The sequence below is a fragment of the Selenomonas sp. genome (assembly GCF_052169755.1).
In the GTDB taxonomy this organism is placed as follows: Bacteria; Bacillota; Negativicutes; order Selenomonadales; family Selenomonadaceae; genus Selenomonas.
On sequence record NZ_JBQNBV010000002.1, the window covers coordinates 13,962 to 39,993 of the forward strand.

Sequence of the window (26,032 nt, forward strand, 5' to 3'; positions counted from 1 at the left end):
ATCACCCTCCTGCCTCTTGTCCGCATTTCATGCGCACAGTCAAATTGTTGACGCCGAACGTCGTCTTGTAGTGAATCGCTTCCGCCGCCTGCAAAATCATCGCTAAACCCAAGGCGTCGCCGAGCGCCAAAGGATCCTGTGTCTTGCGATGCTCATAATAGTCCAGCGGATTGAACAGCTTGCCGCCGCTTCGTATGCGCAGCACGGCCGCAAGACCGTCCGCCTCCGCGAGCACGAGGAGCCGCACGTCGATCATCGCGGCATTATCGTCCGCAAAAGCGTGCTCGCGAATGCTTAAAAGCATCTCCTCGACAGCAAGGCAGACGAGCAGATTATCCTTGTGTACGACGCCGTTCTGCCGACAAAACGTCTCGATTGCTGCGCTGCTTGCAACGATCTCGTGCGCATCCGCACGCACAGAAAAGGAAATGTAGCGGCCGTCGCGCTCGGCGCGTCTGTCCTGCAGAAGAAGCCCCGCATAGCCGCGCCGCGCATAGAACGGACGCACGAGAAAAAGGATAGCCAAAGGGATCATCGCTGACAGCGTGTATGCCGACCATACGCCGACAAGCCCGAAATCCTTCGACAAAAGCCATGCAGGTACAAGAAGAAAGAGAAACGACTTGCCAAAGATCAATACATTCGCGAGCTTCGTAAAGCCCGCCGCCTGATAATAGAAAAAAAGCAGGTAGCACCACATCGACGGCACAAGACTCACGGCGAAGATATGGAGCGCCTGCGTTCCGAGTGCGGCTTCCGCCGCGCCGCTCATGCCAAAGGCGCGGCAGACTTCCATCGGAAAAAGGAACATCACCGCAGAGGTCAAGAGCATCAGGAAAACGCCGATGCGGTGCGCCTGTCTCTCGATGCGGCGCACGCTGACCGTATCCATCTCCTGCGTAAATACGCTGACGAAGCCCGCCGTCGCCTGCGCCAGACCGCCGAGGATCACGAGCGCGAAGTTCTCGATCGCCGTCACGACAGAAAGCGCAGCAAGGCCGCTGCTTCCTGCGGCGGCGACGACAAGCCGATTTAGAAACAGCAGCCGGAAAAAGATCAAAAGATTGTTGAGCGCCGACGGCGTACCGCAGCTTACAATCTGGCGAAGAAGCGCAGCGTTCATGGAAAACGACGGTCGAAACGCATCCTTTGCGAAGAACAGACGCGTGATGCCGACGGCGGACGCGCCGACCGTAGCGACCGCCGTGCCCCAGACGACGCCCGCAACGCCGCAGCCGAAGCCGCATACAAAGAGCAGGTCGAGCGCGATATTCGCCGCCGCCATGCCAAGGAACACCACGAGCAGGAGCCGCAGCTTACCCAAGAGCTTCAGAAAATTGTACGGCAGGTAAAAGAGCGTCGTGCCGAAACCGCCCAGAAGACAAACGACACTGCAGCGATACGCCTCTTCATACAATTCCGGCGTACAGCCCAAGAGAGGCAGCAGCACATCGAGCCAGCCGCAGCAAAAGCCCCCCGCCAAAAGCGCGAGAACAAACCCCAAGAGCGCCGACAGAGAGAACGCCTCGTTCGCCGCCTTGCTGTCGTCGCGCCCCAAGGCATAGGCGCAGACGGTCGAACCGCCGACGCCGACGAGTGAGCCGAGCGCCGCAAACACCGAATAAAACGGCACGATGATGCTCATGAGCGCCAAGCCGTCTGCACCGAAGAACGCGCCCGCCAAGACACTGTTCGCGATCATGCTCGCCATCGCGCCAAACATCGCGAAGATCGACGACGTCACATGCTTGAAGAACACACGCCGCAAAAATATTTCGTTGTCCGCGAGAGCGTTTTTCTCATTCATGTTCCATGATTTCCCGAATCTTATCCTTGTAATTCCCCTTGATAAACGCACACGTCAAGGGCGACTTGGCAAAAAGACTGCCGTAATTCAGCGAGGTCGCCGGACAGCGGTTGCACAAATACTTGTGCGGACATGCCGCGCATTCCGCTTCATGCTCGAACACATCGCGGTAAGTGTACGCCATATACTGCGCGAGCGGCGAATCGTTCAGCGCTCTCTTGATGTCGTACCCGCCCATGAGGATATTCGGCGCCTTCTCCTCCATCTCCGTGCCGCACATCGGCATACACGGCAGAAGTCTGCCGTCGGGCAGAAGATGCGGGAACAGCTTGCTCGCTTCGCAAAGGCGTTCGCCCTCCTGCGCTTTCGTGCCGCAGCCGCCCAAGGCAGGCAGCGTATAATTCCCGCCCGTCGCATGAAAACAGCCGGCGAGCTTCACGGCGCGAAACGGCATACCGTCGCGCTTCATCTGCGCGATCAGATCCAGATAAGCATTCAAAAGCCGCGCCGTCTTGACCTCCGTATTCTGCGTCTTTTTCCAGTTGCCCGTATTGACGACGTCGGACACGCGCCAGAAATCGACGTCAAGCTCCTTCATCAGCCGATAAGTATCATCGAGCGCGTCCATGCTCTTTTCATGCAGCACCGTCGTAACAATGACGCCGTAACCGCGCCGCTTGAGCCGCCGGATCGTCTCTATAGTTTTTTCCTCCGCTCCCGTAAGACCGCGCATCCAGTCGTGCCGCCCCACGCCGTCGAAGCTCAGGAGAAAAGAATTCAGATGCAAATGACGGCTTTCCAATTTATCGAGAAATGCGTCGGTAATCAAAAGTCCGTTAGAAAAAATCTCTTCAATATAAATGCCCTCGTCGATCAGCATATCGACAAAATCCCAGAAGTCACGACGCACAAGCGGCTCGCCGCCCGTCAAATCGACCATAGCGATGTTCGCTTCCTTCATCTGGCGCACGACTTCTTCGCACTGACGCATCGTCGGCTCGCCGTAGATATTTTCATCGCAGGAGATGTAGCAATGCCGGCAGCGCAAATTGCAGTTACCGGTGATCGACCACGTCAAACTGTGCGCCATCAAGGTGTCGGCATAGCGATACTTCTGCTCCGCAAGAAGTCCCTGATCGCTCGAACGCTCCTCCAAAAAGCCGAGATCAAAAAGCTTCTGCCCCGCTTGGCGCATACTCTGCGGCAAGAGCGGATCGTCTATAGAAACGCCGGGCTTCGTCAAGATCTCAATGGCTTCCTTCTGCATACGCGTAAGAGGAAGCGTCTTGCCATACTCGCCGCTCCATGCCTGCCAATCGTAGAGCGCGAACTCGCGGTCGCGCCAACCGCGCAGACGATAGCGGGGCTTCAAAGTCACATAGCGCATAGTTTCCTCCTGTATTGTTCGAAAAGTAAACGGCTTAGAAAAACAGCCGCCCGCCGCAGATGCACGGCGGGCGGCTGTAGCTTTCGGGACGGTGAAATTGCGGTCTTAGACCTTCGCGCTTCCCTTGATCGTCTCGTGCGTGCCGGCGTCTTCGCCCTTGCATGAGACCTTGCCCTTGTTGATGCCGCCTGCGACAGCGTCAAGCGCTTCATCGGACAAATCCTTCGCATCGGAAGCGAGATATGCCTTCGCCTCGTCGATCGAGATGTCGAAGCCCGCGCTCTTGGCGATCTCGCCGATCTTCTTGAGATCTTCGTCGGATGCGTCCGCGATGTCCTTGCCGCCGAGCACCTCGTTCATGCGGCTGCGCAGCGTCTCATCGGAAATAACCTTTGCGTAAAAATCTGACATTTTGCTCATGATCGTTTTCTCCTTTTCTCTATACGGATGACCTAAAAACTCTCCAAGGATTTGCACCGAGCGATATGCGTCGGCTTCTCCCGTACGACATGCGTTACTTCTTGCCGAGCGAGCCGAGACCGCCGCCCTTGCCGCCGATGTTGGCATGGCCCTCGATCTCGTCGTGCGTGCCGGCATTCTTGCCCTCGCACTCAATGACGCCCTTGTTCACGCCTCCCGCGACAGCATCGAGCGCCTCGTCGGAAAGTTCTTTCGCCTCGGCGGCAAGATACTCCTTCGCCTCATCGAGCGAGATGTCAAAACCGGCTTCCTTGGCGATCTCGCCGATCTTCTGAAGCTCTTCGTCTGTGAGATTTGCGATGTCCTTGCCCGCAAGCACTGCGTCAACCTTGGCGCGCAGTCCTGCATCCGAAACGACCTTTGTGTAGAAATCCGACATTTTGCTCATGATTGGTTCCTCCTCTGGATACATGAAATTTCTTCGAGCGAGACGCCGAGCAGAAGCCGCTTACCGGCGCTCATCTATATCTCTGCACGAGGCAGCGGATATACAAATTCAGCAGGCGGAAAGTCCGCCGTCGATAGTGAAAACCTGTCCTGTGATGTATGATGCCTTGTCACTTGCGAGGAATGCACAGATTTCTGCGACTTCCTCGGATTTGCCGAAACGCTTCATCGGAATGCGTGCAAGAAACTGCTCCCGCTGCTTCTCACTGAAGCCTTCTGTCATCGCCGTGTCGATGAACCCCGGCGCAACGGCGTTGACGCGAATCTTCTTGGCGGCAAGCTCGACGCTGAGCGCACGCGTCATACCGAGGAGCGCCGCTTTCGACGCGCAGTAGCTGCTCTGCCCCGCGCCGCCGCGCTCGGCGTATACCGAGCTGACCTCGATGATCGAGCCGCCGCCCGCACGCATGAGCGGCAAGATCACGCTCTTTGTCGTATGAAACGCGCCCATGAGGTTGCTTTCCAGAACGGCGCGCCACTCTTCTGGCTTCGCCGCGTGAAAGAGGGCGGGCTTCGTGATGCCGGCGGCGTTCACGAGAATGTCGATACCGCCGAGCGCGTCGATCGCGCCTTTCATCTGCGCGGCGATTTCTTCCGCCGCCGTCAGATCGAGAGAAAAGGTATGCAGCGCCGCCTCACGCGCCGAAAGCTCTTCAAGCGCCGCGCTCTTTCGGCGATAGCTGCCCGCGACGCGCGCGCCCTCAGCGAGAAAGAGCCGCGTACAGGCAAGCCCGATGCCGCCGGATGCGCCGATGACAACGGCGCGTTTTCCGTCTAAGATCCCCAAGCTCTACACCTCCATGCGTGCGGCGAGATAGTTGCCATGCACATCCAGCCCCGTCGCCACAATCGAGCGAATCTTGCCGCCGCACTCGCGCTCGCCTCTGAGGAGCGCCGCTCCCAAGGCGATGTTTTCCAGATAGCCGCAGTTCAGGGATTCGCCGAAAATGCACTTCGCGTGCATCGCCCGCACATCGCCGAGCGCTTCTCGACGCGCCGCCTGCTCTTTTGCGTCGAAGCCGCCGCCGTTTTCCGCCGTCAGCACGAGATCGGGCGGCGCATCTTGCCGAACGTAGGCGAGCGCGGCTGTCATCGCCCGCACAGCAGCTTCTCCCTGCGCGTCCGAAAGACGGCTCACATAGGGATAAACAGGGAGCGCGGCTGACGCAAATTTCGTGATGCGGCAATAGCTTTTCGCCGACGATTTCGCCGAGAGCAGCAGCGTCACCGCGCCGCCCGCTATTTTTTCCGACGAGAGCGCCCCCGCCGCATCAAACGATGCGCGAAGCTCAGCCGTCGGATCTTCCACCGCGCCGCAGAGGATATGCGGGGCTTTGCCGCCTGCAAGAAGCAGCGCGGCGTATTCCGCTGCATCGCCCGCGAGAAGCATCGTACTCGGACCTTGCAGACCGTGGACGATGCAGACCTGCCCTAAGCAGGCGTTCGGCACCGTGTAGGAAAAGACCGTAGGGCTGGCGAGAAGCGGCGCGCCTTCGGCGACGGAATCGGCAAAAGCCGCGTTGTTCTCGACAGGGCCGTAGCCCGAGGTGAAAATCGTACCGATGGCGGCACGGTCGGTTTCAACGTCTGCGTCGGCAAGCGCCTGCGCCGACGACGCCACCGCCAGCTTGGCGTAGCGCGGCGCACGGCGCACCTTCGACGACGGCACGCCCAAGTCGAAGTCAAACGCTTCGGCGAACGCCGCGCCGTCGGGCGCAGAAGCCGCCTTTTCTCCCTGCAGCAACCTTGCCGCTGTCGCGACCAGCTCTTCGTTTGAACGGACGGACGACGAGAGAATCCCGATGCCGTCAATGTAAACCGATGTCATACCGCCCGCTCCTTTCCCTTTTCGTACCGCCGCACGACGAGAGCGGCGCTGTTTCCCGAAAACGCAAAGCTGTTTTTTATCGCATACTCGGCGTCGAGCGTGAAGCTCTCGTCTGACAGCCGAAGATTCTGAGCGTCTCCGATGCGCGTCGCAAGGCGCGGCATCGGGATGTACTTCTGCTCTGCCAGCGAGAGCAGCACACTTGCCAGCTCGATTGCTCCCGACGCACCCATGCAGTGACCGAGAAGCGCTTTCGTCGAGGAGAGCGCGATCTCATGTCCGACATCGCCGAAGAGCTGTTCAAGCGCTTTCATCTCCATCGCATCGTTCGCGAGCGTTCCCGTGCCATGCGCGTTGATGCAGCCGATGTCGGCAGGCGTTATGCCGGCGTCTTTGAGCGCGTCCTGCATGACGCGGTACGCGCCTTCGCCGTCGGGTCGCGGGCTTGTGATATGATAAGCGTCGTTGCCGAGCGCATAGCCCGCGATTTCGCCGAGGATTCGAGCGCCGCGCGCCTTTGCTCCTTCGAGTGATTCAAAGAGGAAGAACGCGCCGCACTCGCCGATGTTGATGCCGTCGCGACTTTCATCGAAGGGATTCGACGTATCCGCAGACAGCGACTTCAAAGCATTGAAGCCGTATGCCGTGACGATAGACAGTGCGTCCACGCCGCCGACGATCGCGCGCTCTGAAAGACCGTTTCGGATATAGTCGAGCGCCATGCCCGCCGCCGTCGTCCCCGCCGCACACGACGAGGAAACGATGGAAAGGCTGCCCTCCACGCCGAGGAGTGATTTGGCGTATGCCGAGAAGTCATTCATGTGCGCGATGAAGGAATCGCTTCCTGCCGCTCCCGCTTTCTTTCGCAGGCTGTGGCGGTAAAACGCGTCGGAGCTGAAGATCAGCGTGCCGAAAAACATGCGGCACCGCGTTCCCCACGAAGCGATTTCCTCCTTCGTCAGCCCCGTATCTTTCAAAAAGCTCTCTGCCGATTGACGCAGCAGCTCGAAGTAGCGACCATTCGGCTCGTCCGCTGCTGCAAGCCCCTCGACTTCGCCGAACTGTGCGGTCGAAAGCCCCGACGGATCAAACGCCGTACACGAACGGATGCTGCCCGCGCCGTCAAAGCAAGCTTTGGCGAAGGATTCGCGGTCACGCGCCGCGCCTGCGGCAAGACCCATGCCCGTCACGACCACGCGCCGGCTCATAGCGGCTGCTCCGCGTGCTCGGTCACATAGTCGGCGATCGCTTTCACCGTGCGCAGTTTCGCCATCTCCTCGCTCGGGATTTCTCCCAAGCCCCAAGTGCTTTCGATCATGACGACAAGCTCCAAAGAGTCAATGGAGTCCAGACCGAAGGACGGCTCGCCCTCTTTCACCTCGCCGAACAGCGGGGAATTTTCATCGACGCCCTCCAGCTCGGAAATATCGAGATCCATCGTCTTAACGATCTTGTCGTAAACTTTCTGCTCCAGTGGTGTCAATGTTCTTCCTCCTAAACATATAATGAATGGTACGATGCGACGATACGGTGACGCGGCCAAAAACCTTTTCGGAAAACGCGTGCGCCCGCTTGTTGTCCGCATAGACGGTGTAGGCGGCACGGTTGCATCCCTTCTTTTGAAAGGCTTCCATCGAACGTGCGACGGCGAGAAAAATGCAGCCCGTATTTTGAAACTCCGGCGCAGCCGACAGGTGTTCGAATACCGCGCTGCGCTCATCGGGCCGTATGACCAGACTGTAAGCCGCAAGCTTTTTTCCCTGTTCACCCGCATGGACGAGCAAAAAACTCATGTCGCGGTCGAGCGCTCTTCCCTCATTGTCGAAGAACGGGCGCACGTCCAAACGATTGCCGTATTCGTTGTACGAAGAGTTGTAGAGCGCATCTATGAACTCTGCCGGCGCTTCGCTGAACGAGTAAGCGATAAAACCGAGCCGTTCAATGAGAGCGCAGAGCCGATTGCCCTTTTTCTGCATGAACTTCTCCCAGTGGGACAAATCCTTTTCGATGCCGGAGCGAAAGCTTGTGCTGACGTTGCCGACCCAAAAGCCCGCCTTTCGGATGAGCTTGTCGAGCGGCGCAAAATGCGCTGCATCTTCCGTCAAATTGATCCATAGCTCCTTGTCTGAGCGCTTGAGCGCTTCGGCGATCAGGAGCTTCGCGGCTCCCTCGCCGCGCCGCTCGGGTACGGTGAAGATTTGCGCGATGCGATCCGTATCGCCCTCATCGGTCTGTGCGAGGTAGCCGCACGGTCCCTTTTCGTCAAGCAGGATGTAGAGTGCGCCCGAGCCGGAGTCCGCCGCTCTCGCACAGAGATCGGCGTATGCCGTGCGATGATCGCCGAAGAGGCAGATGTAGTCCGTGTACGTCCCCTCGATGATGCGCGGCTTGTGCAAGAGCGTCGCCTCCCTTTTCTCATTCGTCCGTCTTACTTCTTCTCCTCCGGCTTTCGCATGTGCGGCGAACCTGCGGCTGCGACGTGCATCAGCTCGTCATCCGTAAGCTCGCGCTCTTCAGCGCTCGGCTCTTCGATTGCAGCGGCAATCCTCTGCCAGATGCGCTCTTCGAGCTTCGCCCTGCCGCGTGAGAAGTCCGCCTGCCGGAAGCTCCGTTCCATTTCATCCATGATCTTGCATCTCCTTTCTGTTTCGTGTTTTGTTGTGATTGCCTTCTCGCTTATATATACGAAACGCCAAGGAGAAAATCGCCGCTTTAGGAAAAAATTTTTTCAGAGATTTTTCGGCATTTGTCGAGCAGACGGCGATAGCGATGGCTGACAGCGTTCGCCGTCGCGCCCAGGACGGCGGCGACTTCATCGTTGTCCATATCGAGAGTGTAGCGCATCTCCAGAAGATTGCGCTCGTCCTCCGTGAGCTGCTGCAGGATCTCATACGTTCGCTCGCTCGCGGGATCGTCGAAGCTCCCTTCCGCCCGAGCCGCTTGCGTCGGCTGCATCGGCTCGGGGAACTCGGCGACACTCAGCTCCTTGCGCCGATACGCCTTGCGGAAGTAATCGTTGACCTTATTGTGCGCGATCGTACCGAGCCATGTCGTGATCTTCGCGCGTGAAGCATCATACTTCTCCCAGTTCTCCCACGCCGCGATGAATACGTCCGCCGTCACTTCTTCGGCATCCGCCGCCGAGAGCAGACGACCGTAAATATAGTTGTAGATCTTGCGCCAATGCTCACGGTAGACTGCCTCAAACCGAAGCTTCACGTGCATTTTTCCTAAGATGTCTCCCGTCATGGTTCCTCCTGTCTCTGCAAAAACTGCAAAACTGTTCCATCCTTGTTACGCCACCTGACGCTGCACGAGATCAGCGAACAAGCCTCCCTTCGCCAGCAGCTCATCGAAAGCGCCGCTCTCGACGATCACACCTCGATCCATGACGAGAATGCGGTCGGCGTCGCGGATCGTCGACAAGCGATGCGCGACGATGATGCGCGTCGCTTTCAACCGCTTGAGGCTCTCGGTCACGATCGCCTGCGTATGGTTGTCAAGCGCGCTCGTCGCTTCGTCGAACACGAGGATCGCCGGCTTACCCACGAGCGCACGCGCGATCAAGAGGCGTTGGCGCTGACCGCCCGAGATGTTCGAGCTGCCCTCGCTGATGACCGTCTGCATCCCCATCGGCATACTGCGAATATCGTCGGCGATGCCCGCCGCCTCCGCCGCCGCCCATGCATCGTCCTGCGTAAGCGCCATCGTGCCGACGATGTTCGAGAAGATGTCGCCCGTCATGAGCTGTCCGTTCTGCAGCACAACGCCCATCTGCGTGCGCACAGAAGCGAGATTCAGCTCCGCGAGATCCTGCCCGTCGTAGTAAATCGCGCCGTGCCGAGGCTTTTCAAATCCCAAGAGCAGCCGCACAAACGTACTCTTACCGCAGCCCGAACGCCCGACGATGGCGACCGTTTCGCCCGGCTCGATGCGCAGGCTGATGTCCTTCAAGACATCGGGCTTATCCGCGCCATAGGAAAATGTCAGATGCTCAATGCGGATCGCGCCCGTCAGAACTTCGGCATCGACGCGCTCGTCGCTCGCCTCGGGGCGCTCATCCAAGATCGCCTTCATATTCTCAATATGCGGGCGCACGGAGAAGAACTGCACCGCAAGCGGAATCGCCGCATTGAGCGTCGCATTCAAGCCCGCGAAAGCCGTGTGAAACGCCATGAACTGCGCGTAACTGATCACCGTCTTGTACGGGTCGTGCCCCTGTTCAAGCGCCATGCGCATGTCGTAGGCGACCACATAATACAGCGCGATGTAAAGGATGAGCGGCTGTACGCTTGCCAATATAAGGCGATAGTTCTCCTGCCAGCGCAGCTTGAGGTTCCACTTCCACTCCTCACCGAACGCACGGCTCCAAAGGTGGAACGCCTGTCCATCCGCGCCTTGCAGCCGGAACTTCGCAAGACCGATGAAGATCTGCTGTACGACGCCCGCCGTCTTATTGTGCGCGGCGACGCGCTTTCTCTGAAACGACAGGACGTTTCGCGAGATCACGGCGACTGCCGCTGCATAAAGCCCCCAGAGCACGACGGCGATCACCGTGAGCTTCAAGCTGTAATAGCACATGAGGAGCAGGCTCCAAAAAGAAAAGGCGAGGTTGAATACGATATTCAAAAGTTCGCCGCTCAAGATATTCTTGATCGCCACGACGCCCATGAGCCTTTGCACCAACTCTCCCGACGGAAAGCTGCGAAAAAAGCGCGTCGGCAGCGCGAAGAGCCGTCCGAGAAGCGCCGCTTCGACACTCATATCGACGTTTGTCGAGATGCGTAAGATCGCAACGGAGCGTGCGATGGTCACGGCGAGCGTCGTAAAGCTCGCGAGGATGACGATCTGCGTGACCGTCACGAGTCCTTGGTAGTCGAAGATCGGCAAGATGTCGTTGAAGATGGTTTCCGTCACCATCGGTGCGATGAGCGCCACAACACCCGCGATGAAACTCGCGAGGAAGATCACCTGATAGTCCTTCTTCCACAGACGCACGGCGATGAACTTCAGGAGATCCATAGGCGTGAGCCTCTCCGTCGGCAGCCCCGCATAGCAAGCGAAAGCGTCCGCGTCAATCTCTCGGGCGACCTCGGGTGTGAGCGGCTTGCCCTTCGGGAAGCTCCGGCTGACGATCTTATACTGCGTCGGCGAGATCGGCAAAAACGCCGCAAGCTCCTTTTTCCTGCCGTAGTAGCCGAGAATCACGCCGCTGTCCTTTTCATACCAGCCCTCTTCCAAATGAATCAGACGCATCGCCATCCCCGCCTTATCGACAAGACGGCGAATCAGTCCGATTTGATCGAGTTTCTTGGCAATCTCAGGCGCGATCTTCAAACTGCGCTCCGGCATGGCGAGAGCGTGCGCAATGCAGCCGACGATAAAAGCGGCGTCCTCGCAGACGACGCTTTCAGAAAAAGCGCCCGCACGAAAGAGCGAATCCTCATCCATCAAAAGTGCAACCGATTCGTCGAACAGGCGAATCTCTGAGCGCAGGCGCAGCTCCATCTGCTTCTGGAAGCGAATGTCCTCCGAGCCGAAGTGGACGCCGATCAGCATGGAAAGGATCCGCTCGTGCTCGGCAAACGTATGGCAAAGCGCCGCCGTGTCGTCCGCCGCGCCGTCGAGCATCGCGCCCGACTCCCAGAGCTGCAGCATATCGTCGCCAAGGTTCGCGAGCCGCTCAACCCAAGGAAGCTCCGCGAGCTTGGCGAACCAGACCTTCATCTGCGGCAGATGAAAGTCGACGGAATACGCCGAAAAAGCTGCGGGCTCCACTTCCGTATCCGCGACTGCATAAACGCCGATCTCAATCTGACTAAACTCGTCAAACGCCGGATAAACGACCGCCCCCGCGGAAAGTTCCATCAAAAACATCTGGCGAAAGGCGGCGGCGTTCTTCGTCACCGCATAGACTTCCACTTTTCCCGCTGTAATCTTGAGCATCTGCTCTTCTCGGCATGGGAACCGCTGTCCCGCTAAGAGCTGCATGTCAGTCCTCCCCTGCTCCCGTTTCTCGCAGCAAGCGGCGATACGCGCCGTCCGCCTGCATCATCTCGCGGTGCGTACCGCGCTCCGCCACCCGTCCGCGCTCTAAGACGATGATCTCATCGCAGTCGCGGATCGTCGACAGGCGATGCGCGACGATGAAGCACGAGCAGCCGCGCCGCCGAATATTTTGCAGCACCTTCATCTCTGTCACGGGGTCGAGCGCACTCGTCGCCTCGTCAAGGATGAGCAGCGCAGGATTTCTCGCCAAAGCGCGCGCGATTTCCAAACGCTGGCGCTGCCCTCCGCTGAAATTCGTGCCGCCCTCGCTGACCTCGCTCTCGTAGCCGCCGTCGAGCCGCAGAATGTCCTCATGAATACACGCATCCTTCGCCGCCTCGATGACGTCGGCACGCCGAATCGACACATCAAAGAGCGTGATATTTTCCTGCACCGTGCCGCTGAGGAAAAAGATGTCCTGATTGACGACGGCGACCGAGCCGGTGAGCACGCTCCTCGGCACATCGCGCCGCCGCACGCCGTCGAAGCGGATCTCCCCCGACCATTCCTCGTACAGCCCCGAAATGATACGCGCCACGGTCGATTTGCCGCTGCCCGAAGGCCCCACGACAGCGACCCAGCGTCCCGGCTGCAAGGAGAGATCGAAATGTTCTAAGAGCGGCGGCTCCAACGGACTGTAGCCGAAGGAAACATCCGAAAGCTGCAGCGCCCCCGCCAAACGATGCGGCATCGGCGCCGCATCGACCGCATTCGCCGCTCCGTTTTCCTTCGCCAATACGCCGCTTGCCGCATCGTCGGCATCTGCCGCATAATTCAGCGAATCAATCGGATAGCGGCGCACATCGTCGAGGCGGCGCAGCTGCATCTCCGTCGTCTGCAACGTCGTTCCGAGCGTGACGAGCTTGTTGATCGGACTTTGAAAATTCGCGATGAGATGCTGAAAAGCGATGTAAATACCGGCGGTCATGACGCCCTCCATGATGGAAAAGCCGCCGACCGTCATGATGACGGCGGTGTTCAGTCCCGCCAGAAACGCCGGCAGCGCGGATGCCGTCAGCGACCAAAGCTCGATCTCCTGCGCGCTCCGCAGCACCTTCGCATGGTAGCCCGCCCACTTCGAAAAAAGGTCTGCTTCCGCACCGTTCGCCTTGACCGTCTCAATCATGAGAACGCCGTTCATCAGCGTGCCGTACTCCTTGCCCGCTTCCTGCTGCACGCGCATGTTGAGGTCGGTGATCCTGCGCCGAAGCGCGAGAAACACGCCGATCTCCGCCGCGCTGAAGCCAAGGCCGATGAGCGTTAGAGAGACGCTGTACTGCAGGAGAAGCAGCAGAAAAAACATCGCGACGAAGAAATCAAGCGCCGCCGTCGCCGCCGCGTTTGACAAGACCGCAGCGACGGACTCGTTGAACGCGATGCGCGAAGCGACCTCCGCCGCATAACGCTGCTCGAAAAACTGCATGGGCAGGCGCAGCGTATGCCAAAAGAAACTCGCGGAATCGGCAAGCGTCAGCTTCTTCTGCCAGCGCGTGAGGACGCGCGCGCGAAGCGCCGTCAAAGCGCCGACAAGACCGATGGCGCAGACCATCGCCAAGATCAGATTAAACAGCCAGTCGGGATGACGCGCCGTCAGAATCTCATCCAAAAAGATCTGGTTGAACACGGGCTGCGCCAAGCCCGGCACAATCATCAAAAGCGTGAGGATGCTCACAAAAAGCACCGCCGCGCGGTCGTGCCGCAGCTTCTTCGCGATCGCATGAAATACGCTGTACGGCGCACCCTCGGGACGAAAGTTCTCGCCGGGACGAATCTTCAGCGCGATGCCCGTAAACGACGTACGAAACTCTTCCCACGGCACTGTGCGCCGCCCGACGGCGGGATCGTTGAGGTAAGCTCTGCCGTTCTTGACGCCTTCAAGGACAACGAAATGGTTGAACTCCCAATGGATAATCAGCGGGTACTCCGCCTTCTTCACGGCGTCCGGCGTCATCTGCACGCCCTTCGCCGTACAGCCGCGCCCGCGCGCCGCTTTCAAAACGCAGCTCGCATTCGAACCATCGCGGTTCACGCCGCATTCGGCGCGCAATTTCTCAAGCGGCGCCCACAGCCTGTAATGCGCCAAGATCATGGCAAGCGCCGCCGCGCCGCACTCGGTAGCCTCCATCTGCAAGATCGTCGGCACCTTGACGCGCAGCTTTCTCGCACGCTCGCCGCCAAACATTCGCTTTATCCAATTCATGGCGTCACCTTGATCTCAGCCATTGGCTCACCTTGTAGAACACCTTCTCAATCGGCGGCTTGCGTTCGATGACGATAGACCCTTTACAGAAGCTGCCCGCCGTGATGTCTGGCCGATCGCCGACAACCGACGTCCAGAGATATTCGTTTGATTCATCTTTCACGAGGTCGAAACGCACCTCCATCAAGGCGCTTTTCTTCTGCTCGGCGATCCACTGGGCGAGGTATGCGTTGCCAATCGACTTCTGCGCTCCCTGCGCCGACAGCGGGTACTGCGACACTTGGCGCACGATGCCGACGAGACTGCCGGACTCCGCCACCTCGGCGCCGCTCGGCGCGACCTGCACGAGCATCCCCTGCTTGACGCGCTTGCCCTTCTCGACAGGAATATACAGAACGCCCGTCAGCTCATCAATGCCTTGCGTCAAGCGAATGCGGCAGATCGGCATCCCCCCCGAGATCACCGTGCCGTCGTCGACCATGACCTCGTCAACGATGCCGTCATAATCGCTGTAAATACTCTCCGTGACGAGCTGCTGCTGACGCTTCTGATCGTACTGATAGGCATAGCTCATCGCCTCGCGCCCACTCGTCGCAAGCCCGAGACCTTGACGCGCCATCGTCGCATCCATCGACTTTTCCGCCTGTTCGACCTGCGCGATTAAGTCGCCTTTGGCGATCGGCATACCGTACTTCGCATAAACATGGACGATCTTGCCGCCGCTGATATGCGAAACATTCACCGTGCCGGCGGCGTCCATGATGAGCCCCATCCCCTCGACCGCCACCGTAAACGAGCCGAACACCGCCCAGAGCAAAATCGAGCCGATGAAAATAGCGACTGCCGCCAAGAGCGCCCACCCTGTCGGCGATGTGACCGAGACCATTTTATCCAAGCGGTCGGGGGAGCGCAGCTTATCCAAAGCCTCACGGCTGAACAGCAGATTGTTCTCCTTCGTCATGCGCCCTCCTCCAACTGAACGGCAGCCTTCGTGCCGGATTCCAAGCCTTCCTTGCCCGAGGTGATTACGACATCGCCCTCCGAAACGCCCGCTAAGATCTCGATATATTCCTTATCCTGCACACCGACGCTGACCTCGCGCATCTCGATCTCCTGCCGTTCGTTCCAAACGTAGACGAGCGGATGCTCCGACAGCGGATTTTCCACCGCCGCCAGCGGCACGGTCAAAGCGCGATGCTCCTGAAATGAGCGAAGCTCCACGTTCTTGTACGTTTTCATGTCAAGAATCCCCGACGAGTTATCGACGCTCCAAACCACACGGCGCATCTCGGCAGGCTCAGTAAGCGGCGGCTCGACGGAAACGACCGTCGCCGTGAAATCCTGCTTCTCGCCGCGATTGCCGACGCCGTACGACGTATCGTAAGCTTTCTGAAAATCTTCCAGCAGGATCGAAACGCCGACCTTCTGCCCCACGGGATACCAGCGCGCCAGATAGTCCTTAACCGTCTTGGAAAAACGCAACGCGCCGTTGTTTCCCACGAGAACGAGCGGCGTGCCCGCCTTGACAAAAGCGCCCGCCGCCTGGTAGACGAGCAGGACTTTGCCCGAAATGGGCGCCGTCACCTGTTGGTACGACTCCTGCAGGAGAAGCTGCTGCTTTTGCGCCTCAAGGGCGGCGACACGCGTGATGAGCGCTTGATACGTCGTATACATCGCCTCAAGCTTTTCCTTCGACGCCGCCTCTTGATTCCAAAGACGCTGGTAACGCTCATAGTCGTTTTTCGCCTGCTGCAGCTTCGCCTCCGCTTCCATGATATTACTGTCCATCTCCTGAACCTTCAGCGGGTACTCGCCGTTTACAAGGCGGCAGACAACCTCGCCCGCTTCGACGTCGTCGTTTCGCTTGACCGTGATCGATGCGATGCGTCCGTCGATCAAAGATACGGTGTCCGCCATATCGGGCGACTGCAGCGTCATCGTATCGAAGCGCAGGATCGGGTGCAGCATACGCACCGTCGCACGTGCGCCCGTAAGCGTAATGCGGCGGTCTTCGAGCTGACGCGCAATCTTGTTTTCACCGAAATGATTCAGATATGTTCCGTAGATCATCAAGCCTATGACGAGGCTCATCGTCAGAGCCAGTCCGATCAAAAGAATCCGCTTCATGCCACTCTCCTCTTCATCGCCTCATTGTGCATGAACCGCCGGCACGGGCGCAGCGGCGACGCCCATCGCACGCTCCAGCGCCGCCTTGTTCAAATTGTATTCATAGAGTGCCGTATAATAATTCGTCCGCGCCCGCACGAGCTTTTCCTGCGCGTCCGTCACCTTGAGCATGATATCGACGCCCTCTTTGTAGCGCACTTCCGCGAGGACATTGTTGCGCTTCGCCTGCTCGACGGCTTTCTCTGTCGTATGAATCTTCTCTTCTGCCGTTTTCATACCGCGGTACGCTTTCTGTATATCGAGACGAATCGTGCGCTCGGTCTCCTTCTTGTCGGCAACGAACTTTGCCGTCGCTTTTTCGGCAGCCTTGACGTTCGCCGCCGTCACTTGATTATCAAAGATGTTCCACGAAAGTTCCGCGCCCACCTGCCAATTCTCGCTGCGATCATCGCCAAACGGCGCATCGCCTGCAATCGTCCTGCTCAAGACGCCCGCAACGCGCGGCCGCGCCGCACTCTCTGCGACACGCTTCTGCGCCTCTGCCTGCTTGATGCGGCAGTCCGCCGCCGTGCGGTCAGGGCGGTTCTGCAGCCCATAGTCGATGCAGTCGGAAAGCGTCCATGCGTACGGCTCATAAGTAAAAGCGTCGATCAGCTCGATCTCCGCATCTTCAGCAAGACCGAGCACAGAGCGGAGCGTCGTCTCAGCGACGGCAAGCGCCCCTTGCGCGCTCAGAAGATTCTGCTCATAATCCGCCATCTGCACCTGCATCTCTAAGACATCCGAACGCGCCACCGTTCCCTCGTTGAATTGAATATTGAGCAAATGCAGCTGTTCGCTCGCCATGCGCACGGCGCTTTCGGCGACCTGCAAGAGGTTTTTCCTCTGCAGCACATCGTAGTACGCCTCGATCGCGCGGAAGCGCACTGCCTGGCGCTCGCCTTCGACGCCGAGCGCCGCCGCGTCCGCCTGCGAGCGATACTGCTGCACGCTGCCCTCGATCTGCCCGCCCGTATAGAGCGGGATTTCGAGATTCAAACGATTACTGAAACGTCGGTCAGTCGAAGCATAATCCTCGCCGCCCAAGCGCAGCGCCTGCGAACTCCATGTAATCTTCGGCCCCGCCGAACGCCGCGCACTCGAAAGCTGCCAAGCCGCCGCCTCCGCACTCGCCTCCGCCGCCGCAATCGTCGGATCCAAAGCCAGCGCACGCTCCACGCTCTCCGCCAGCGAAAGCCGCACCGCCGCTTCCCCCGCACTGAACACGCCGCTCAGAAGCAGGCACGCCGCCAAACATTTCAAAATACGTCGTTTTATATCCATAGATATACAGACCTCATTCAACGAAATTATATAGACACCAACCTTATATGTGACACCTATTATAACATAGGACATTGGGCTTTGTCTAACGCCATGATATCGTTTATTTATAGGATTTAAGGCTTATATTTTGTAAGCGTGGCAAAAAAATAGGGCTGGCGCACATAAAACATGTGCGCCAACCTCATTCCGCTCCGTCCGTTGACGGCTTTGCTGCCATCCCGCTTCAGCAGGCTCAACTGAAATCCGGCTTTTCAAAAACAGCCTCATAGTCGGTAACGCCTCGCGCGATGGCTCTGGCGAATACGTCGGCTTTTTCCACAAGGAGTCTGGCTTCGGGCAAATGGTCGATGAACGCCATCTCGACGAGAACAGCGGGCATAGCGGTCGCATGAAGCACGATGAGTTCAGGGCGCTCCTTGACGCCACGGTCTGTCGTGCCGAGAGTTCTCGTGATCTGCTGCTCGATAGTGTGCGCGAGACGTTCTGCCCTTCCGCCGCACGCATAAATGAGCGTCTCGGTGCCATGCGCCTCGCCGTCCGCTGCATTGCAGTGGAGACTGATGAAGATGTCGGCGCACCACTTGTTTGCTTCATCGGTTACAGCGGCGTTCCAACGCTCAATATGGCAGCTCTCCCATGCGAGATTGTCGCTCTGCATGAGAAATACTTCCATGCCGACAAGCTCCAGGTAGAGCTTCACCCGCGCACCGATGTCGGCGGCGACGTCGCACTCTCTTAGCCCAAGTTCGGCATTGACCGCGCCGCTGTCATAAAGAGGATCGTGTCCCGGATTCAAAAATACACGCATTTTCCCACTCCTTTTCTTCTAGCTCCCGCGCTTTTTGCGCTTCGGCAGCATACATGCGTGAACAGAAGAAAATATATCTTTTTCAAAATAAAGGAAAATTATCCTATAGAATATCTTCAAAATCGTCTTACCTAAAAGTGGAAATCTACCGATATCATAATTGAGAAGGAGGACAAGGCGCAGTTCTCCAATTAAGAAAGTTTACGCAAGTCACACGAGAAAGGTTGATGTATCATGGGCTTCTTCCAAAACGGAAAAGCTGCGGCGGCGCCCGCCGTTTCAACAGGGTCAGCAGACGATATTTTGAAGTTGGAGCGCTACTTAAAGACGCTTGCTACAGGCAAGCTCGATGCACCGGCGCCCCTGGTGAGCGCACCGGCTCTACAGCCTTTAGCCGGAGCATTGCAGGCGTTCGTCTCACAACAAGAGCAGCAGGCGCGCCACATCACATTGGCACTGAACAGCGGTCTTGCACAGCAGATCCACTCTTCCATTATGCTCAACAAGCTGTTTTTCAATTTGACGGACATCGCGAGCGGCGTGCAGGAAGTCATGGAAGTCATTCGCGGACTGGCAGCGTCGATCAACGACATCGCCTCCATGTCAACCGATATTGCCAAGCAGACGACTTCGGGGCAGGAAACGATGGGCGCAGCGGGCGAAACGATCATGGGGATGGCGGCGGGCAACCGCGTCGTCGGCGACAGCATCAGTCTCATGGTGCAGCGCATGGATACGCTGACGAGTTCCACGGCGAACATCAACACCCTCGTCGCAACGGTCAACGGTATTTCCGAACAAACGAACCTTCTCGCCCTGAATGCCTCCATCGAAGCGGCGCGCGCCGGCGAGCACGGACGCGGCTTCGCTGTCGTCGCGGAAGAAGTCAGGAAGCTCGCCGTGCAGTCGAAAGAATCCGTCGAAGAGATTCGCGCCCAGCTCACGTCGATTCAAAACGAAGTCAAGAGCCTTGGCGGTCAGTTTGACTCGATGGACGAGACTTTCACAAAGAACTCGGAAAACATCGAAGCGACAGAAAAGCAAGCGGGCACCATCCGCGATACCTTCACGGAAATCAGCACATCCATGGAAAAACTCGCGCCGTTTGCCGAGCAGCAGTCGGCTTCCTTCGAGGAGATGACGGCGTCGCTGACCCAAGCCGTCGACAACATGCACACAGCGAAAGACGAAGCGAAGGAATGCAACACGAGCATCTTCCATGTGCTGATGGAATCGAGTTCCGTGCGCACAGACTTCCTCAAAGGCGGGCTGGCTCTTCAATCGAATGATATTCTCGACCTCGCCAAGACCGATCATCTGATCTGGTTCGCACGCATCAATCAGATGCTCTTGGGCAACGTACAGCTCAAATCCGCCGACGTCTTGGACTACACCAACTGCCGTCTCGGTCACTGGTACAACGGACAAGGCAAAGAGAAGTACGGCGGCACGCCGGTCTTCGAGGGGCTGGAAGCAACGCATGAACATTTCCATAACCTCTGCGCAGAGGCCATCGACGCATACAACAATCACAACGAATATAAAGTACACGCTCTGCTTCCCGAAATTGAGCAGGCTTCGAAGGTCGTTCTGGACACATTGGATCAGCTCAAGAGCATGTAAATGTTCAGGACATCGCTTTTTCATACAATTACGCTGATTTACGCGGCTTTGTTCCATATATCGCAGAGGTATGGAACAAAGCCGCTTTTTCCTTGCATACGCTAAACTTGTACGGGCTGTGCTGCGGTTTCTTCCACATTCCTTCACCGGACGATCTTTGTTCGGTTGGCGTTTCCGTTTTGCAGGAATAAGAGCCGGCAAAGCAGAATAAAGGAATCGCCGGAAAATGCAGCGCCTCTTAAACAAAATCACCGACATGCTCATTTTGCGAAATAGATGCGCGTTTTCCACGAATGTGCGATCACAGCCAAAGGATTTGAAAGGAGCCTTCCCCATGAATCATTTTGATTTTGACGAAATCATCGAACGCCGCCATACGAACAGCCTCAAATACGACTTCGCCGAAGAACGCGGCTATCCCGAGGACGTTCTGCCGTTTTGGGTCGCCGACATGGACTTTCGTGCGCCGCAGGCGGTGCGTGATACCATTCGCCAACGCGCCGAGCATGGCATATTCGGCTATTCGAGTCCAAAAGACGACTATCATGCAGCGCTCGAACAATGGTTCAGCACGCGCCGCGGCTGGCAGCCCGGAAAGGATGCGCTCGTCATCACGCCGGGCGTCGTATTTGCGCTCTCTATGGCGGTGCGTGCTTTTACCGCGCCTGGTGATACCATTCTCATAACCGAACCCGTCTACTATCCGTTTTTCAGTGTCGTCGAGGGCAACGGGCGCACGCTCGCCCAAAGCACGCTGCTCTTCGAAGACGGCGCATATCGCATGGATTTCGACGACATCGAGAAGAAGATCGAGGAGCGCAAGGTGAAGCTCTTTCTCCTCTGCAGCCCGCACAATCCCGTCGGGCGCGTCTGGCGGTGCGAGGAGCTGGAGCGTCTGGCGGCGATCTGCCTCGCACACGACGTCCTCGTTGTCGCCGACGAGATCCATGCCGACTTCGTGCGCCCCGGTCACAGGCACACGCCTTTCGCCGCGCTCTCGCCCGAGACTGCGGCGCGGACGATCACCTGCACTGCGCCGAGCAAGACATTCAACCTCGCAGGGCTGCAGCTCTCGAACATTTTCATCACAGAAAAAAGCCTGCGCCAAAGATTCCAGAAGGAAGTCTTCAGCACAGGCTACGGCGAACCAAGCCTTTTCGGTCTCTTGGCGGCGCAGGCGGCATACAGCGAAGGCGGTCCGTGGCTCGACGCACTGCTCGCTTACCTTGAGCAGAACATCGCGCACACGAAACGCTTCCTCGCCGAGCATCTGCCCAAGGTGCAGCTCATCGAGCCGGAAGGCACCTACCTCTTGTGGCTCGATTTCCACGCCTACGGTCTTGAAGCGAAGGCGCTCGACCGAAAGATCATCGACGAAGCGCGTCTCTGGCTCGACGACGGCGCAATCTTCGGCAAGAGCGGCGCAGGCTTCCAGCGCATCAATATCGCCTGCCCGCAGGCGACGCTCACGAAGGGGCTTGAAGCGCTCGCACGCGCGTTCGAGTGAGCTTTTCTAGAGGAACTGCGCCATATAGACCGGCAGGCAAAGGACGTCCTGCTCTCGCTGCAAATCCTTCGTATAGATCAGATACTTCTCATCGACATGCTGAGAATATCGGTTGGAAAAGACATCGAGAGAAGTATGGCGTTTGTAGCCGGATGATTTGACCTCCAACGGACAAATCTTGTTTTTCCGAGGTACAAGGAAATCAATCTCGTACAGATTGGTCTTCCTCTCGTTGGGAAAGGTATGATAATAGAGCTGTCTGCCGTTGGCGGCGAGCGTCTGAGCAACGATGTTTTCATAGAGATAGCCGAGATTTGCCGGCAGGCGATCGCCCAAAAGCTTCTGATATATGATGTTGTCGGTAAATTCCTGATCGCGGAAAGCGAGCGTCGTAAAAAGCCCCGTATCGGACAAGTAGAGTTTGAACCGTCCGGAGTCTTTCGACAAGGAAAGTCCGGCGCTCGGCTCGCTCACATGATACGCCGCCAAAACGGTGCGCGAATCCAAAAGTTCGGCAATCAGCTGCGCCCATCCCTGTGTTCGATTCCGTCCGAGTGCGCCCGCCAGTGAATAGCGTGAAGCGTGTCGGTGCAGCTGCGCAGGAATGTTCGCAAACAGCTGCGATAAGCGTCCTGTACCGTCGATCTTATGAAAATCAGCTTCATAAAGTTCCACGATGGCACGCTTGATCCGATCGACGTCAACAAAATTTTTGGCTGAAAGGTATGCCGCCACCGCCTGCGGCATACCGCCGATCAGCATGTAGAGGCGGAAGGTTCGCATAAGTTTGCGGTGGGCAGCGCTTCCCACCGCTCTTTTTTTCTCATACATCCGGCGCAGCAGCGGCGCCGTCGCTTCATCGTCAAACGCCCAGAGGAATTCCTCGAAATCCATCGGATACATAGAAAGCCGATATTCTTCACTCGGAATCAGAATGTCCTTGACATTTTTGCGGATGGAAATGAGCGATCCCGTTTCGATATAGTCATACCTTTGATCGTGCACCAGCGCCTTGATGGCTTGACGTGCCAGCGGACAAAGCTGCACTTCGTCAAAAATGATGACAGATTCCCGAGGAAAGAGCTGTACGCCGCTCTGCAGCTGCAGCTGCAGAAAAATATAATCCAAATCGGAAACATCGTTGAATAGGTCGTACGTCTCCCTCGAACAGCGAGAAAAATCCAGCCGGATATAGCTTTTATATTCGCGTCGCGCGAACTCTTCTACGATCGTAGATTTGCCCACACGCCTTTGTCCCTCGATCAGCAGGGCGGATGCGCCGCGCTGCTCGGTTTTCCATCGTGCCAGTTTGGAATAGATTTTTCGTCGAAACATGTGTCGTTCTCCCGCTGTCTACATGAACGGCTCTGCTTTGCAGAGATCGTGCAGCTCCCTTAAAGGAACCATGCAAATCCATTCTAGCACAGATTCAGCAGCCAGCCAAATCTTTTCAGCAAAAAAACCATCGTTCTGCCAAATCTTTTCCGAGAAAATCCCAGCAAACAGCCAAATCTTTTCTCAAAAATACCCGTCATTTTGCCAAATCTTTTCGACCGATCCATGCGGACGCAGCTCACGAAAAGATCGCTCTTCTCACCACTGTCTTCTGTGCAGCCGATCCAGCCCCGCCCGCAGCAAAATCAAGAAGGAGAAGATTTCAAGCCGCCCCAAGATCATGAGGAATCCTGCAAATACCTTGACCCAGCCGGGCAGAAGCAGGAAGTCCTTGCCGCCGTAGAGGAGCGTCACAACGGTTCCCGTGCCCGACAGGCAGCCGACGGCGAAGCCCATAGCGGGCAGCGTGTCGATGTGCGCGAGCGCGAGGCCAAGCGTCGCGAGAATCAGCACGACGACATAGAGAAAGAAGAAGCTCAAGATCCTGCCGTGGAGTTTGTGCGGCACGGACTTGCCGTCGATCTTGATGTTGACGATCATGCGCGGGTGGATCGTGCGCAGGATCTCCACCTTTGCCATCTTGACAAGCACGAGCAGGCGCATCGCCTTGAAGCCGCCGCCGACGGCGCCGATCGAAGAACCGAGCGTCGCCAAGAGAAGCAGCACGGCATGAGGAAAGGTCGGCCATGCGGCAAGCGGCGCAGCGGCAAAACCCGTCGTCGTCGCGAACGAGATGGCGTGGAAGAATCCCATGCGCATGCTCTTTTCGACATCGTAGACGCCGACGACGGCGAGATAAAGGGCGAGCGCCGCGCCGCCTAGGAATACGACGAGGAGGAAGAAGCGCAGTTCCGCGTCCAAGAAGAGCGCACGCACATCGCGCCGCGCCGCCGCGCGCTGCCACAGGATGAAGTTCACGCCTGCAAGAAGCATCGCGGCTTCCGCCGCAAGTTCCGTCGTGACGCCGCTTCCCTTCAGCACGATGCCGCGCGGATCAAGTCCTGTCGTAGAGATCGAGGTCAGGGCGAGCACGACACTCGACAGGAAACCCTCGCCTGCGAGCAGAAATAGACCGATCGAAAGAAGCGTCAGAGCGGCGTAAAGAAGCGCCATCTTTCGCGCCGCCGCATTCATGCGCCGCAAGAGCGGGCTGAAGTTCGTGCCCTGCCGCGCCGAGAGCGTCAGCCCGAAACAGCCGCCGACCTGCGGCATGATTGTGACCAAAAGGCAGAGGAAGTACATGCCGCCGATCCAGCCTTGGAAGATCTGCCAGAAGCCGAGCGAGCTTTGAAGTCCCGTCGGCGTAAAGAGAAGCGCTGTCGTTGTGAACGCCGCAACGCTCGCGAAGAAAGCGTCAGCAGCGGAAAGCTCGCCCGTGAGAAAGAACGGCAGAGCGCCCAAAAGCGAGTTCAACAGCCATGCGGCGAAGAGAAATACGGCGCCGTCGGTGACGCTGATCGTCCGGCGATGCCCCTTGGAGAGATGCGAAAAGACGCGCCAGAGGACGAACGAGAGCGCCGCAGGCACGCCGAAGGAGAGCGGGTGCTCGTCCTCCCAGAAGATCGCGAGACCAAAAGCGACAAAGAGCGCCGCGCCTTCCAAAAATGCCATGCGCCCGAGCAAAAAAGCGATGATGCGCGTGTCCATATCAGTCCTTGCCCTTGAAATACTTCATGACCTTCTGCGCAAAGCGCGTCTGGATGAAGAGAATGGTTCGGTCGCCGGGCAGAAGCACCGATGCGCCGTTTGGTATCACGGCTTCGTCATCGCGCACATAGGCGCAGACGAGGCATTCGCGCGGCAATCGCGCGTCCATCAGAGGAATCCCTGCGACGGGTGCGCCGTCCTGCACGATGACCTCAACGGCTTCCGCTTTCGCACCTTCGAGAAGTGATACCGATACGACGCCGCCGCGCCGCGCGAAAGCAAGGACTTCGGATGCGGAAAGAAGGCGCGTCGGCAGAACGATGTCGACGCCGACCTTTTCCATGAGGTCGACGTATTCGCTTCGCGCGACGCGCACGACCGTTTTCTTTGCCCCCAAATGTTTGGCTAAAAGCGCGAGCATAAGGTTCAGCTTATCGTCCTCCGTCAGGCAGACGACGGCGTCAGCATCGGCGACGCCCTCTTCCATCAAGAGGTCAATGTCCGTGCCGTCGCCGCAGATCGCAAGACCGTTTTCGAGATTTTCCGCCGCGAGGCGGCTGCGCTCGCGATTGGCGTCGATGATCTTTACAGCGACGCCCGCCTCGTCGAGCATCTTGGCGAGGAAGCGGCCCGTGCGCCCCGCGCCGATGAGCATGACGTGTTCGAGCCGTCTTGCGTCGCGCTGCACGAATGTCTCGCTGAACTTCTCGATCTCCGTGGGATCACCGATGAAATAGGCGTTGTCGTGCGGCAGAAGACAGTCGTCGCCGTGCGGGATAATCATGCGATGGTCGCGGAAGATCATGCCCGCGAGGATCGCCTTAGGCATTTCGAGATCTTTCAGAGGGATGTTCGCCAAGGGCGAGTGGCGCGTCACCTTCGTCTCGAAAAGACGCACCTTGCCGCTCGCAAAGTCCTCGACGTCGAGCGCGGCGGGCGTCATGAGGATGCGGTAGACCTCGCGCGCCGTAATGAGTTCGGGGTTCAGCATGAGGTCGATGTCGAAGTTCTGCTTCAGGTATTCCTTCGCTTCAGAAAGAAACTGCATGTCGCGGATGCGCGCGACCGTGTGCGTGATGCCGTGCTTCTTCGCGAGAATGCACGCGACCATGTTGACCTCGTCGCCCGCCGTCACGGCGATGAGGATGTCCGCCGCGCGGATATCGGGATCGTTCATCGTGATGGGGCTGGCGCCGTTCGCCGTGATCGTCAGCACGTCGAGCGTATTTTTCGCCGCTTCCAGGCGCACTTCATCCTGATCGACGAGCACGACGTCGAACTCCTCATTGGAAAGAAGCTCGGCTATGCTGTAGCCGAGCTTTCCCGCACCGACTATAACAATGCGCAAGGCAATTCCTCCTTTTGAGATATATGCACAAAAAAGCCAAGGGAGCCGCCGCCG

22 protein-coding genes are annotated in these 26,032 nt (G+C 58.0%); 2 read left to right on the forward strand and 20 right to left on the reverse strand.

What is annotated here, in order from left to right:
• Position 1: 1 nt before the first annotated feature.
• The 17 genes from ACTTKG_RS00260 to ACTTKG_RS00340 all read right to left on the reverse strand — a co-directional run bounded on the left by ACTTKG_RS00260 (position 2) and on the right by ACTTKG_RS00340 (position 18,458).
• Positions 2-1,807: an MATE family efflux transporter gene (locus ACTTKG_RS00260; RefSeq protein ID WP_442672254.1), complete on the reverse strand. Its 1,806-nt coding sequence runs from the start codon at positions 1,805-1,807 to the stop codon at positions 2-4.
• Positions 1,800-3,194: a radical SAM protein gene (locus ACTTKG_RS00265; protein ID WP_442672255.1), complete on the reverse strand. Its 1,395-nt coding sequence runs from the start codon at positions 3,192-3,194 to the stop codon at positions 1,800-1,802. Before ACTTKG_RS00265 ends, ACTTKG_RS00260 begins: the two co-directional genes overlap by 8 nt.
• A gap of 105 nt (positions 3,195-3,299) precedes the next feature.
• Positions 3,300-3,614, reverse strand: coding sequence for a Nif11-like leader peptide family RiPP precursor (locus ACTTKG_RS00270; RefSeq protein WP_442672256.1), 315 nt, complete (start codon positions 3,612-3,614; stop codon positions 3,300-3,302).
• A gap of 94 nt (positions 3,615-3,708) precedes the next feature.
• Positions 3,709-4,062 (reverse strand): Nif11-like leader peptide family RiPP precursor, encoded by a 354-nt coding sequence (locus ACTTKG_RS00275; RefSeq protein ID WP_442672257.1) that lies wholly within the window; start codon positions 4,060-4,062, stop codon positions 3,709-3,711.
• Between the two features lie 108 nt (positions 4,063-4,170).
• Complete coding sequence (fabG, locus tag ACTTKG_RS00280) at positions 4,171-4,908, reverse strand: 3-oxoacyl-ACP reductase FabG (RefSeq protein WP_442672258.1); 738 nt, start codon at positions 4,906-4,908, stop codon at positions 4,171-4,173.
• 3 nt (positions 4,909-4,911) lie between these two features.
• On the reverse strand, positions 4,912-5,949 hold the full coding sequence (locus ACTTKG_RS00285; protein WP_442672259.1) for a beta-ketoacyl synthase chain length factor: 1,038 nt from the start codon (positions 5,947-5,949) through the stop codon (positions 4,912-4,914).
• Positions 5,946-7,157, reverse strand: coding sequence for a beta-ketoacyl-[acyl-carrier-protein] synthase family protein (locus ACTTKG_RS00290; RefSeq protein WP_442672260.1), 1,212 nt, complete (start codon positions 7,155-7,157; stop codon positions 5,946-5,948). Before ACTTKG_RS00290 ends, ACTTKG_RS00285 begins: the two co-directional genes overlap by 4 nt.
• Entirely contained in the window at positions 7,154-7,432 is a 279-nt protein-coding gene (locus ACTTKG_RS00295; protein ID WP_442672261.1) for an acyl carrier protein, read from the reverse strand. Before ACTTKG_RS00295 ends, ACTTKG_RS00290 begins: the two co-directional genes overlap by 4 nt.
• Complete coding sequence (locus tag ACTTKG_RS00300) at positions 7,392-8,345, reverse strand: GNAT family N-acetyltransferase (RefSeq protein WP_442672262.1); 954 nt, start codon at positions 8,343-8,345, stop codon at positions 7,392-7,394. The genes ACTTKG_RS00295 and ACTTKG_RS00300 overlap by 41 nt, the downstream gene beginning before the upstream one ends.
• 32 nt (positions 8,346-8,377) lie before the next feature.
• Positions 8,378-8,575 carry a hypothetical protein gene (locus ACTTKG_RS00305; RefSeq protein WP_442672263.1) on the reverse strand — a complete coding sequence of 66 codons (198 nt, stop codon included), beginning with the start codon at positions 8,573-8,575 and terminating at the stop codon, positions 8,378-8,380.
• An 86-nt stretch (positions 8,576-8,661) separates the two neighbouring features.
• Positions 8,662-9,168 carry an RNA polymerase sigma factor gene (locus tag ACTTKG_RS00310; protein ID WP_442672264.1) on the reverse strand — a complete coding sequence of 169 codons (507 nt, stop codon included), beginning with the start codon at positions 9,166-9,168 and terminating at the stop codon, positions 8,662-8,664.
• Positions 9,169-9,243: 75 nt separating this feature from the next.
• A complete protein-coding gene (locus ACTTKG_RS00315; protein ID WP_442672265.1) occupies positions 9,244-11,940 on the reverse strand; it encodes an NHLP bacteriocin export ABC transporter permease/ATPase subunit in 2,697 nt (898 codons plus the stop codon).
• Position 11,941: 1 nt separating this feature from the next.
• Positions 11,942-14,197, reverse strand: coding sequence for an NHLP family bacteriocin export ABC transporter peptidase/permease/ATPase subunit (locus tag ACTTKG_RS00320; protein ID WP_442672266.1), 2,256 nt, complete (start codon positions 14,195-14,197; stop codon positions 11,942-11,944).
• Between the two features lie 4 nt (positions 14,198-14,201).
• A complete protein-coding gene (locus ACTTKG_RS00325; protein ID WP_442672267.1) occupies positions 14,202-15,158 on the reverse strand; it encodes a hypothetical protein in 957 nt (318 codons plus the stop codon).
• Complete coding sequence (locus ACTTKG_RS00330) at positions 15,155-16,324, reverse strand: efflux RND transporter periplasmic adaptor subunit (RefSeq protein ID WP_442672268.1); 1,170 nt, start codon at positions 16,322-16,324, stop codon at positions 15,155-15,157. Before ACTTKG_RS00330 ends, ACTTKG_RS00325 begins: the two co-directional genes overlap by 4 nt.
• 21 nt (positions 16,325-16,345) lie before the next feature.
• The gene (locus ACTTKG_RS00335; RefSeq protein ID WP_442672269.1) at positions 16,346-17,647 is read right to left on the reverse strand and encodes a TolC family protein; all 1,302 of its coding nucleotides are present in this window, start codon (positions 17,645-17,647) and stop codon (positions 16,346-16,348) included.
• A 235-nt stretch (positions 17,648-17,882) separates the two neighbouring features.
• Positions 17,883-18,458 carry an N-acetylmuramoyl-L-alanine amidase family protein gene (locus ACTTKG_RS00340; RefSeq protein ID WP_442672270.1) on the reverse strand — a complete coding sequence of 192 codons (576 nt, stop codon included), beginning with the start codon at positions 18,456-18,458 and terminating at the stop codon, positions 17,883-17,885.
• A 303-nt stretch (positions 18,459-18,761) separates the two neighbouring features.
• On the opposite strand from ACTTKG_RS00340, the gene ACTTKG_RS00345 reads away from it, so the two are divergent.
• Both ACTTKG_RS00345 and ACTTKG_RS00350 read left to right on the forward strand, forming a co-directional pair.
• A complete protein-coding gene (locus tag ACTTKG_RS00345; RefSeq protein WP_442672271.1) occupies positions 18,762-20,081 on the forward strand; it encodes a methyl-accepting chemotaxis protein in 1,320 nt (439 codons plus the stop codon).
• Positions 20,082-20,415: 334 nt separating this feature from the next.
• Positions 20,416-21,588: a MalY/PatB family protein gene (locus tag ACTTKG_RS00350; protein WP_442672272.1), complete on the forward strand. Its 1,173-nt coding sequence runs from the start codon at positions 20,416-20,418 to the stop codon at positions 21,586-21,588.
• A 6-nt stretch (positions 21,589-21,594) separates the two neighbouring features.
• Here the strand turns inward: ACTTKG_RS00350 and ACTTKG_RS00355 are convergent, their stop codons facing one another.
• From ACTTKG_RS00355 to trkA, 3 genes are all read right to left on the reverse strand, one after another.
• The gene (locus ACTTKG_RS00355; protein WP_442672273.1) at positions 21,595-22,923 is read right to left on the reverse strand and encodes an ATP-binding protein; all 1,329 of its coding nucleotides are present in this window, start codon (positions 22,921-22,923) and stop codon (positions 21,595-21,597) included.
• A 258-nt stretch (positions 22,924-23,181) separates the two neighbouring features.
• Positions 23,182-24,630, reverse strand: a complete 1,449-nt coding sequence (locus ACTTKG_RS00360; protein WP_442672274.1) for a potassium transporter TrkG — start codon at positions 24,628-24,630, stop codon at positions 23,182-23,184.
• A gap of 1 nt (position 24,631) precedes the next feature.
• Positions 24,632-25,978, reverse strand: a complete 1,347-nt coding sequence (trkA, locus tag ACTTKG_RS00365; protein ID WP_442672275.1) for a Trk system potassium transporter TrkA — start codon at positions 25,976-25,978, stop codon at positions 24,632-24,634.
• Positions 25,979-26,032 lie beyond the last annotated feature (54 nt).